This is a genomic window from Streptomyces lacaronensis, from assembly GCF_047337785.1.
GTDB lineage: Bacteria > Actinomycetota > Actinomycetes > Streptomycetales > Streptomycetaceae > Streptomyces > Streptomyces lycopersici.
The window spans coordinates 351,219-361,602 of the sequence record NZ_JBLHDK010000003.1 but is presented as its reverse complement, the minus strand read 5'-3'; the positions used below and the strand labels follow the sequence as shown (position 1 = coordinate 361,602).

The 10,384-nt window shown below is 73.2% G+C and carries 10 protein-coding genes and 1 pseudogene; 5 read left to right on the top strand and 6 right to left on the bottom strand.

Annotated features, from left to right (window positions below):
* Positions 1–53: 53 nt before the first annotated feature.
* The 5 genes from dpgB to ACMTAK_RS02695 are packed head-to-tail and all read left to right on the top strand — an operon-like array spanning position 54 to position 4,977.
* Positions 54–932 carry an enoyl-CoA-hydratase DpgB gene (gene dpgB / locus ACMTAK_RS02715; protein WP_413804637.1) on the top strand — a complete coding sequence of 293 codons (879 nt, stop codon included), beginning with the start codon at positions 54–56 and terminating at the stop codon, positions 930–932.
* A complete protein-coding gene (dpgC, locus tag ACMTAK_RS02710) occupies positions 929–2,272 on the top strand; it encodes a (3,5-dihydroxyphenyl)acetyl-CoA 1,2-dioxygenase DpgC (protein WP_413804636.1) in 1,344 nt (447 codons plus the stop codon). Before dpgB ends, dpgC begins: the two co-directional genes overlap by 4 nt.
* Positions 2,269–3,576 (top strand): aminotransferase-like domain-containing protein, encoded by a 1,308-nt coding sequence (locus tag ACMTAK_RS02705; protein WP_413804635.1) that lies wholly within the window; start codon positions 2,269–2,271, stop codon positions 3,574–3,576. Before dpgC ends, ACMTAK_RS02705 begins: the two co-directional genes overlap by 4 nt.
* Positions 3,573–3,800 (top strand): hypothetical protein, encoded by a 228-nt coding sequence (locus ACMTAK_RS02700; protein WP_413804634.1) that lies wholly within the window; start codon positions 3,573–3,575, stop codon positions 3,798–3,800. The genes ACMTAK_RS02705 and ACMTAK_RS02700 overlap by 4 nt, the downstream gene beginning before the upstream one ends.
* 28 nt (positions 3,801–3,828) lie before the next feature.
* The gene (locus ACMTAK_RS02695; RefSeq protein ID WP_413804633.1) at positions 3,829–4,977 is read left to right on the top strand and encodes a glycine amidinotransferase; all 1,149 of its coding nucleotides are present in this window, start codon (positions 3,829–3,831) and stop codon (positions 4,975–4,977) included.
* A gap of 141 nt (positions 4,978–5,118) precedes the next feature.
* Here ACMTAK_RS02695 and ACMTAK_RS02690 read toward each other — a convergent pair whose 3' ends face one another.
* The 6 genes and pseudogenes from ACMTAK_RS02690 to ACMTAK_RS02665 all read right to left on the bottom strand — a co-directional run bounded on the left by ACMTAK_RS02690 (position 5,119) and on the right by ACMTAK_RS02665 (position 10,306).
* The gene (locus ACMTAK_RS02690) at positions 5,119–6,114 is read right to left on the bottom strand and encodes an LnmK family bifunctional acyltransferase/decarboxylase (protein ID WP_413804632.1); all 996 of its coding nucleotides are present in this window, start codon (positions 6,112–6,114) and stop codon (positions 5,119–5,121) included.
* Positions 6,115–6,157: 43 nt separating this feature from the next.
* Entirely contained in the window at positions 6,158–6,427 is a 270-nt protein-coding gene (locus tag ACMTAK_RS02685; RefSeq protein WP_413812779.1) for an acyl carrier protein, read from the bottom strand.
* A gap of 33 nt (positions 6,428–6,460) precedes the next feature.
* Positions 6,461–7,492, bottom strand: a pseudogene (dmpG, locus tag ACMTAK_RS02680) (4-hydroxy-2-oxovalerate aldolase); the annotation flags it as partial.
* Positions 7,489–8,436 carry an acetylating acetaldehyde dehydrogenase gene (locus ACMTAK_RS02675; RefSeq protein ID WP_413804631.1) on the bottom strand — a complete coding sequence of 316 codons (948 nt, stop codon included), beginning with the start codon at positions 8,434–8,436 and terminating at the stop codon, positions 7,489–7,491. The pseudogene dmpG and the gene ACMTAK_RS02675, both read right to left, overlap by 4 nt.
* Positions 8,437–8,492: 56 nt before the next feature.
* Complete coding sequence (locus ACMTAK_RS02670) at positions 8,493–9,281, bottom strand: 2-keto-4-pentenoate hydratase (protein ID WP_413804630.1); 789 nt, start codon at positions 9,279–9,281, stop codon at positions 8,493–8,495.
* Between the two features lie 38 nt (positions 9,282–9,319).
* Entirely contained in the window at positions 9,320–10,306 is a 987-nt protein-coding gene (locus ACMTAK_RS02665; protein ID WP_413804629.1) for a class I SAM-dependent methyltransferase, read from the bottom strand.
* Between the last annotated feature and the right edge of the window lie 78 nt (positions 10,307–10,384).

Here is a 10,384-nt window from a genome sequence, read left to right as displayed (position 1 = left end):
CCGTAACTGCGGCGAGCACTGGTGCCGTGCACGACGCCCTCATGGAGCATCACATGTACACCCAACCGGGCTTCTCGGCACTGCTCATCAAGGACCTCGGCATCGAGCCGTCCCGCCGGCGGCTGGACATGGGGCCGGGGTCGACCATCGACGGCCCTGGTGGGCTGGTGACGGAAGGGATCGCTGCCGACATGAAGACGAAGCCTGACCGGACCGGGCTGCCCGACGGACTGGGCGTCTCCGCCCGGCTGGACGGCGGCAGTCCGCTACCCGAGCTGACCGCGATGGTGAACGCGGTGTGCGAGGAGGTGGAGGACCTGCGCGCGCGGACGGTTGTCGTCCTATGGTTCCCGCCCGCCCCGGCCCAGCCGCGTGAGTGGCCCGGCGAGGTCTCCATCCAGGAGGTCAACCGATGGGAACGCGCGGTCCGCCGGCTGGAACGCCTCGACGCCGTCAACATCGCCGTCGCCGAGGGCACCTGCGGTGGGCCGGTCCTCGATCTGCTGCTCGCGGCGGACTTCCGTATCGGCACCCCCGATCTGACCCTCATGCTGCCGATCAACGACGGTCACTTCTGGCCAGGCATGTCGCTCTACCGCCTCGTGCACCACATCGGCCTCGCCCGGGCCCGCCGCCTCGTGCTGTGGGGCACCGACATCCCGGTGGCCGAGGCCACCGACCTCGGCATCATCGACCAGGTCAGCGACGACCTGACGGAGGCCGTGCACGCCGCGGCCGTGCTGCGCGGCCGGCTGTCCGACCACGAGACGCGGATCCGACGGCGCCTCCTGGAGGAAGCCGCGTCCGCCGAGTACGACGACGCGCTGGGCGCCCATCTCGCCGCCTGCGACCGCGAGTTGCGGCGGCTGCGCACCGCGGAGGGGCCGGCCGCCGACGGGCCGGCCACGCCGGAAGCGGAGACCGCCGGATGACCGCCGTCCCCCTCGTCCTCGGAGGCGACCACGGGCTGGACACCGTCCTCCTCACCACGTACATCCAGGAAGGAGAGGAGCGGCTGGCCGCGCTGCCGCCCGCACCCGACCGCACCCCGGCCGACCGGAACCGGGCCGCCGCCGTCCACGCGGCCGCCCGCCGGGCCCGCCGGGCCTTCCTCGCCCGCCACACCGAGACGGTCTACGGGCTGCTCACCGACGGGCTGACCCGCTCCGTCCGGCTGCCGGACCTCGTGTACGAGGCGGCCGACCGCTTCCCCGGACTGGTTCCGACGCGCGACCAGATGGCAGCCGAACGGACGCTCGTCCAGGCACACAAGGAAGGCCGCGAGATCGACCAGGGCCTGTTCTGCGGCGCCGTGCTGCGCTCGCCCACCGCCGGCCGGCACCTCGTCGAGACGATGCTGCGGCCCACCCCGCGTGCCCTCGCTCTCCTCGACGCCTTCCGCGCCGACGGCCGGGCCGAGCTGGACACGGTGCTCGTGACACGCCGCGGCACGGCGGCGCACGTGGAGTTCCGCAACACCGGGCGGCTCAACGCCGAGGACGAGCGGCTGATCGGCGATCTCGACACGGCCGTGGACCTGGCCCTCCTCGACGACGGGGTCACGGTCGGCGTCCTGCGCGGCGGCACCGTCGACCATCCCAAGTACCAGGGGCGGCGCGTCTTCAGCGCGGGCATCGACCTCACCGACCTGCGCGACGGGCGGATCCCGTTCGTCGAGTTCCTCCTCGGCCGCGAACTCGGCTACCTCCACAAGATCCTGCGGGGCCTGCTGACCGATCCGGAGCCCGGCGGGTGGACCGAGCGGGCCACGAGCAAACCGTGGATCGGCGCCGTCGACACCTTCGCCATCGGCGGGGGCATGCAGCTCCTCCTCGTCCTCGACCATGTCATCGCCGGGCAGAACGCCTACGTCAGCCTGCCCGCCGCCGAGGAGGGCATCGTGCCCGGCCTCGGCAACCTCCGGCTCACCCGGCACACCGGGGCCCGCCTCGCCCGCCAGGTGGTGCTCGGCGGGCGGCGCATCGCGGCGACCGACCCCGAGGCCCGGCTCGTCTGCGACGAGATCGTCCCCGCCCACGGCGTGGACGAGGCGGTCGACCGGGCCGTACGGACCCTGTCCGCGCCCGCCGTCGCCGCCAACCGGCACATGCTCACCGTCGCCGAGGAACCCCTCGACCTGTTCCGCGCCTACCTCGCCGAGTTCGCCGTCGCCCAGGCGGAACGCGCCTACGCCCCGGACGTCCTGGCCAAGGTCGAGCGCAGGTGGCGGGAGCGGGAGCGGCGGCGCGCGGTGGAGAGGAGCGGGTCGTGACCGCCACGCCTGACCTGTACGTGCGGGACCTGCACGGTTCGCTCCAGGACCCGGTCCTCGGCTCCATCGGTTTCCTCAACGAGGTGATGGGCCGGTACCCCGACGCCATCTCCTTCGCGCCCGGCGCCCCGCACCCGGAGTTCGTGCGGGACCTGGACACCCGTGTGCTGGCCGACCGGTTTGTCGCGCACCTCGTCGCCGAGCGTGGCCTGGACCCGGCCCGCGCGGAGCGCGTCCTCTACGAGTACGGGCCCGCGCAGGGGCTGATCAATGGCCTGGTCGCCCAGGCACTCAGCGGTGACCAGGGCATCCACGCCGACCCCCGCGAGATCATCATCACCGTCGGTGCCCAGGAGGCGCTGCTGCTGACGCTCCGCGCCCTGTTCCGCCACCCCGGCGACGGTGACGTCCTCGCAGTCGTCGACCCCTGCTACGTCGGCATCACCGGCGCCGCCCGGCTGCTCGACATCCCTGTGGTGCCCATCCGGGAGGGGGCTGCCGGACTCGACATCGACGACCTCGCCGCCCGGTGCGGCGAGGCCCGACGGGAGGGCCGCCGGGTCCGCGCCTGCTACGTCGCCCCCGACTTCTCCAACCCCGGCGGCGCTCGCATGCCCCTCGGCCCGCGACACCGGCTGCTCGACCTGGCGGCCCGCGAGGATCTGCTGCTCATCGAGGACAACGCGTACGGCTTCACCGCGCCCGAGGACGACACCCTGCCCGGCCTCAAGGCCCTCGACACCCGGCGCCGCGTCATCCACGTCGGCACCTTCGCCAAGGTGGGCTTCCCCGGTGCCCGCGTCGGCTACGCGGTCGCCGACCAGCGCGTCGGGCACCCGGACGGGGAGCGGCTGCTGGCCGAGGAGCTGGCCGATCTCAAGACGATGGTCACCGTCAACACCGCACCGCTGGCCCAGGCGGTCGTCGGCGGCCTGCTGCTGGACCACGGGCGCTCCCTGACCGCGCTCGCCCGCCGCAAGGCGGAGCGCTACCGGCGCAACCTCGACTGCCTGCTCGACGCCCTGGACCGGCACTTCGCCGACGGCCTGCCGCCCGGCATCGCCTGGCACCGGCCCGCCGGCGGATTCTTCGTCCGTGTCGACCTGCCGGTCCCCGCCGACATCAACCTGCTGGAGGTGTCCGCCGCCGAGTACGGCGTGCTGTGGACGCCGATGAGCCAGTTCTCCCTCACCGGTGGCGGCGACCGGCAACTCCGGCTGTCGTGCAGCTATCTGGATCCCGACCGGATCGAGACGGGAGTCCGGCGGCTCGCGACCTTTCTCCGGAAGGAGGCGGTGGCATGAAGGGCGAAACACCCCGCACCTCGGCACCCCACCTCACCGAGCGGCCCGCGCCCTTCGAGCCGCCGCCCGAGAACGTCGGGTCCGGCGGCCGGCTGCCACGCGCCGGGGACTCCGTCACCGTGTCGCCGCCCGCCGCCGACCGTGACCCCGAACGGTTCCCCGACGCCCCCGACCGCCGCGACACGACCGTTCACGGAGTCCACCGCCTGCCCGTCACCTGGTGACGGCCACCGACCCGAAAGGCCCCCGCCGATGCGCCTGAACAGCTACGATGACTTCACTCCGCTGAAGGAGGTCGTTCTCGGCTCCGCAGACGGCTACCGCGACCGCGTCCGTGACATGTCCTTCGACATGTTCATCAGCGACAACCTCTCCGGCGCCCGCGGTTACTACCCCTCCCTCTCCACCTGGCGGGACAGCGAGGAGCGCCGTGAGCGCAACTCCCCGCACCGGCTGGCGATGAAGGAGCGGTTCCTCGGCGAACTCGTCGAGGACGTCGAGGGCCTCGCCGCCCAGCTGACCGCGCTCGGGGTCACCGTGCACCGCCCCCGGCAGCCCGGCCCCGGCCTCACCCGGGTCGCCACCCCTGCCTTCGAAGCCACCGTAACGCCGCCGCTCAACGTCCGCGACAACACCCTCGTCCTCGGCGACGAGATCATCGAGACCCCGCCCATGCTGCGCGACCGCTACTTCGAGACGCAGTTCCTCAAGCCGGTCTTCCAGGACTACTTCCGTCAGGGCGCCCGCTGGACGACCATGCCGCGCCCCATGATGACCGACCGCTCCTTCGACCCGGCCAACGTGGCTCATGCCGCCCCGAACATCGAAGTCCCCCTCGATCCCCGGGACTCGCCCTACGACGTCGGCCTGGAACTCATGATCGACGGTGCCAACTGCCTGCGCCTGGGCCGCGACCTGATCGTCAACGTATCCAACGCCAACCACGCGCTGGCCCACGACTGGCTGGAACGCCACCTCGACGGGCGGTTCCGTGTGCACCGCATGGACCGGCTCACCCAGAGCCACATCGACAGCGTCGTCGTCCCGCTGCGTCCCGGCACCCTGCTGCTGCGTGACCCGGGCGTCGTCGACTACCTGCCGAAGGGCCTGCGCGGCTGGGACACCATCGTGCCCCCGCCGCCCGGCATCGACGACTATCCGCAGTACGAGAACGGCGACCCGATCCCGGCCAGCCCGTACATCGACCTGAACGTGCTCTCCGTGGACGAGCACACCGTCCTGGTCAACGACGCCTGCAAGACCCTCATCGCCACCCTGGAGCAGCACGGCTTCGACGCCGTCCCGGTCCGGCACCGGCACCGTCGGATCTTCGGCGGCGGTTTCCACTGCTTCACCCTGGACACCGTGCGCACCGGCGGGGCCGAGGACTACCTCGCCTGACCGTCCCCGTTCCCGCCGGGCCGGCGTGGGCACACGCCGGGCGCGCACCGGGGATCGCCGAAGAACGGGCCCGTACGCGATGCCTCGCCGGGCCCACCCCGCCGGCCGGCCTGGAAACCGGCCGGTTCGAAGGGGCGTCGGTCATCGTCCGCCCTCCGCCGCGGCGTCGCCGTCCGGGCCGGTCTCGATGGACGCCACCGCCAGCAGCCGCCTGGAGGCCGCGTCCCGCAGTGCCATGTCGGCGATCTCCGCGCCGGGCCGCTCGGACCCGGCGCCGCGCCAGCGCCGCACCTCGATCCGGAGGACGGAACCGGGGTCCGCGTTGCCGAAGAAGCCGATCCGCTCGTCCACCACGCGACGCCGGAGGAACTGCTCGTCGGACCGGCCCAGCGAGCGCCACGACCGCAACAGGGCGGTGTCGAAGATGGCGAAGTAGGCGGCGAAGTACACCAGGCCCGCGCCGTTCAGGTCCCGGACGGTGTCGAGTTCGTACCCGCAGCCGAAGCCGGGGCCCGCCGGAGCGAAGCCGGGCGGGGGAACGGGATGGAAGGTGCCGGCCTCCCGGGCCCGGCCGACGGGGGAGCGCGGTGAGTGGGCGTTCGGCAGCCGGGGCAGATGCCGGTGGGCGAAGCCTGGCGGGGCCGTCCGCGCGAGGCTCTCGTTGCTGCCGGGGCGGGAGCGGGCGATCCAGCGGTTGAAGTTCTCCGCGTAGAGGCAGTCCGGATGAGGCCGCTCGTACACCTCCGCGGGGTCCAGCGGCCCGTCGGGCAGGTCGAGTCCGGCCGGGGCCAGCCGGTGCAGCGTGACGGCGGACTGACCGCCGTACTGGAACACGCGGGAGTCGACCCGCAGTTCGTCGCCGAAGGTGAGGCCGTGCGGGTGCAGGGTCTGGCCGCCGCGCACCCGGTAGTAGTAGAACGACAGATAGGCGGGACGGCCGTCGGCGGTGCGCGCGGCGTGCACGTTCGTGCCGCAGGCCGCGGCGACCGCCTCCCAGGTCCAGTCGCCGATCTGTCCGAACACCAGCGAACCGGCGCCGCACATGCCGGGCGAGACGAGGACCTCGCGGCGCAGCGAACTCGCGTCGGGCCGATGGATCCGCTGCCCCGGCACGGCCTGATGTGTCAGCTCGCTCATGCCCCGGTCACCGCCTCGGCGGTGCGGCGGGGCCGGGGCAGCCTCATGAGGCTCCCGGAGCCGGGGCGGCGGGCGTGGCGCCCGGGGCGACCGCGCGCCGCTCGGCCACCAGGTCGGCGATGTCCGCGACGGTGTCGGCCTCCAGCAGCTCGTAGTCGTGGATCTCCACGCCGTACCGGTCGCTGAGCAGCGTCGCCAGCTCCACCGCCGCGAGCGAGTCCAGGCCGACCTGTTCCCGGCCGGCCGTCGGAGCGACGTCCTCGGCCCGCATCTGAAGGTCGTCGACCAGGATGCCCTTGAGTTCCTCGTACACCTGTGATCCTCTTTCCCGTCCCGCTCCGGCGGACCTCTCCTTCAGGGCGAAGGCGACGTCCACGATCAGGTCCTCCTGGCCGGCCACGGCTTGCCGCCGGCCGAGTTCGAAGAACACGTCGCGCGGATCGACGCCCTGCCCCCCGGAGACGTCGAGGACCCGGTTCTTGAAGCCGGAGAACACCCCGGCCAGGCCGCTGACGACGCCCACCGAGTCGATGGTCGGCGGCTTCGGCATCAGCTCGCGCTCCGCGATGTCCGCCGCGTCGAGCAGCCGGTAGACGTCGACGCCGGTACGCCAGCCCATCCGTTCCAGGACCGGGACCAGCACCTCCAGCTGGGTGTTGCCGGCCCCGGCGCCGAAGCCGCGGGCGCAGGCGTCCAGGATGCCCGCGCCCGCCTCGGCCGCGGCCACCGAGTTGGCGACCGCCATACCCAGGTTGTTGTGGCCGTGGAACATCACCGGTACGTCCACCGCGGCCCGCATCGCCGCGATCCGGGCGCTCACGTCCGCCGGGAGGTAGTGGCCCGCGGAGTCCAGGATGCCGACGCCCTGCGCGCCGTATCCCACCAGCCGGGCGCACTGGTCGGCCAGTTGCGCGGGCGAGGCCATATGGCTCATCAGCAGCACGCCGTGCGCCTCGACGCCCGCCTCGCGCAGCAGGCCGAGGTGGCGCTCGGCGAGGTCGGCCTCGGTGCAGTGGGTGCCGATGCGCACCACATCCGCGCCGTGCGCTATCGCGCGCCGCAGGTCGCGCATGGTGCCCCAGCCGGGCAGCATGAACACGCCCATCCGGCTGCTGGAGAGGGCCTCGCGGACCACCGACAGCATCTCATCGTCGCTCAGCCGTGCCCGGCCCGCTTGCAGGGACGAGGCGCCCAGGCCGTTGCCGTGCCCGACCTCGACCACCGGTACGCCCGCCGCGTCGGCCGCTTCGGCGTATCCGCGCAACTGTGCCGTGGTGAGCTGGTGGCGTACGGCGTGGTGGCCGTCGCGCAGGGTCGGGTCGTGCACGAGGACGTGCCCGCGGGTGGCGTCGCCCGTGCCGGTGGTCTGCTGGCTCATGACGTCTCCGTACCGCCGGTGGGAACGGCGAGGGTGGTATGGCCCGGCTCCGGGGGCGGCGCGGCGGCCGGGCTGGGCCCGGGGGCGTCCGCGATCACCTCCGCGACCTGGAGCGCGGCGGAGTTGATGAGGTCGAGGTTGCCCCCGTAGCGCGGAATGCGGTCGCCGCAGGCGGCGACCTCGACGGCGACGAAGGCCCGTTCGCCCTCCGCGACGCACGCCGTGACCTCGAACCCGGCGGCGTACGCCCGTACTCGGCCGGCCGCCTCCTCGGCGACGGCGCGCACCGACTCGGGGTTGAGGTCCTGGCCCACCATCGACATGGCGACCCGGAACGTCGCGGGGGGCCGGGCGGGACTGATGTTGAGGATCGCCTTGACGTCCTTCACACCGGTGAAGTCACGGACGGCGTCCTGCGTGGTCTCCACGTACTCGTCGAGGTTGAGCCGGGTGCCCCGGCCCACGCTCCGGCTCGCCGCGGTGGTCACGACCTCCACGTGGTCCACCCGGTGCCGGCGGGTGATGCCGTGCAGCAGCGGGATCGACGCCTGGCCGCCGCAGCTGACCATGTTGATGTCCCGGTGCCCGACCGCCTCGGCGCCGTTCACCGTCGGCACCACCATGTGCCCGACCTGGCTGGGCGTCAGGTCGATGAGCGTCGTGCCGAACGGGCCGAGCAGCGCGGCGTGTTCGGCGTGCGCCATGGCGTTGGTCGCGTCGAACACCACGTCGAAGGGTTCGTCGGCCGCCAGCAGCGAGCCGATGCCGTCGGTCGCCGTGGGCAGGCCCATCGCCCTCGCCTGCCGCAGGCCCGGGGTGTCCGCGGCACGCGCCACGACGAGCCGGCAGTCCAGTGCGCGCGAGCGCGCCACCTTCGCCGCCAGGTCGATCCCGATGAGCCCGGCACCCAGCACGGCCACGGACAGTCGTCCGTTTCGTTTCATGGCTGTATCGCCTTTCCCGTCGCCCGTTCCCGCCTCGGCGAGAGCGCGCGTCGCTTCTACGCGCCGTCCACGTGCAGGGTGACGGTGCCCAGCCGGTCGAACTCCGCGGTGAAGGTGTCGCCGGGCCGCATCGGGACCGCCGCGTGCAACGCGCCCGTCATGATCAACTGGTCCCGTTCCAGGGCCACTCCGCGCTCGCCGAGGGTGTTGGCCAGCCAGGCCACGACGGCGTACGGGTCGCCGAGCGCCGCGGCTCCCGCCCCGGTGGCGATCAGCTCGCCGCCGCGCCGGAAGACCATGCCGGTCAGCCGCAGGTCGGCGCCTGCGGGTGGCGCGAGCGGGCGGCCCAGGACGACCGCGCCGTTCGACGCGAGGTCGGCGATGGTGTCGGCGAGCCGGATACGCCAGTCCTCGATCCGCGAGTCGACGATCTCCAGGCCCGCCGACACCTCCGCGACCGCCTCGCGCGCCTGCTCCACCGTGACGCCCGGGCCCTTCAGCGGCGCGCCGAGCCGGAAGACGATCTCCGCCTCCACCTTCGACGCGATGAACGCCCCGTACGGCACGTGCGCCCCGTCCGCGTACACGGTGGACGCCAGCACGGGCCCGTAGTCCGGGGTGCCGACGCCGAACATCTCCTGCATCGGCGCGGACGTCAGCCCCGCCTTGTAGCCGACGACGCGGTCGCCGTCGGCGAGCAGCAGCCGGACCAGCTCCTGCTGTACGGCGTAGCCTTCGTCCATGCCCAGGGAAGGGTCGCTGTCGGTGAACGGCGGCACGGGGACGCGCCGGGCCCGCGCCTCGTAGAGGGCGCGTGCCCGGCGCGCGGTGTCCTGGTCCGGCATCGCGAAGCGGCTCCTGTCCGACGGCGGCCCGGCCGGCGTCATCCGGCGGCCTGGAAGACGCGGCTGCCGGGCATCTGTAGCGGGGTGCTCGATACGTCGGTGAACCCGGCGCGGCGGAACGCCTCGTGCCACACCTCCGTGGGTGGCAGGTTCACTTCCATCGACGAAGCGTGCAGATAGCTGAACAGCGCGCTGAACGCCCGCTCCCGCGGGTCCGGCACGTACGGCACCGCGTCCGTCACGATCATGCGGCCGCCCTCCGCCAGCGACTCGCGGCAGGCGCGCAGCACCTCGTCGAGGACATCGGGCCTGGCCACCACGTCGTGCAGGACGAATCCGGCGTGCACCACGTCCGCGCCCCGCACCGGCGCCGGGTCGTCGGCGATCGACTCGATGGAGCGGTGGACCACGTCCAGCCGGTCGGCCACACCGGCCCGCCGTGCGGCCCGCAGGGCCTCGTCGCAGGCGGCGGCGCTGAGGTCGAGGGCGAGACCGGTGCTGTCGGGCAGGTCGCGCAGCAGCCGGACGAGCAGCCCGCCCGCGCCCGCCCCGAGGTCGACGATGCGGCGCGGCGCACCCGAGGTGATCTCCTGGATCACGCCCGGGTAGAAGCCCCGCGAACCGATCCACCGTGAGGACACCGCGACCTTCCGCCCGTCCCGCGCGTACTTCTTGCCCGCCGTCTCCGGATCCCGCAGGAACAGCGCCGCGTGGTCGATGTAGGGGCGGTTGGCGTTGAGCGCCCAGGACAGATAGCCGGCCCGGTAGCGGCGGTCGGCCAGATCGGCGACGGGCGTGTACGGCTCGTCCTGCGCCGCCTGTTCGACCAGGCCCGCCGAGACCAGGGCACCCAGATACGCCGCCGCGCCCGGCGCGGGCACCGCCGCGAGGTCGGTGGCCTGCCGCAGGGTGAACGGTTCGGCACGGTCCAGTAGGTCGGACAGCCCAAGCTCCTCGGCGATCTCCAAGAGCGCCGCCTCGGCGGCGAGATCCGCGGCGGTCTCGGCGGCGTCGGTCCTGTTCATGCGTCACTCCCGAAGGTGCGAGGGCGTATGTCTCGAAAGAGGGCGCTGCGCGCCGGGCCGCTCCGCGTCGCCAACCGT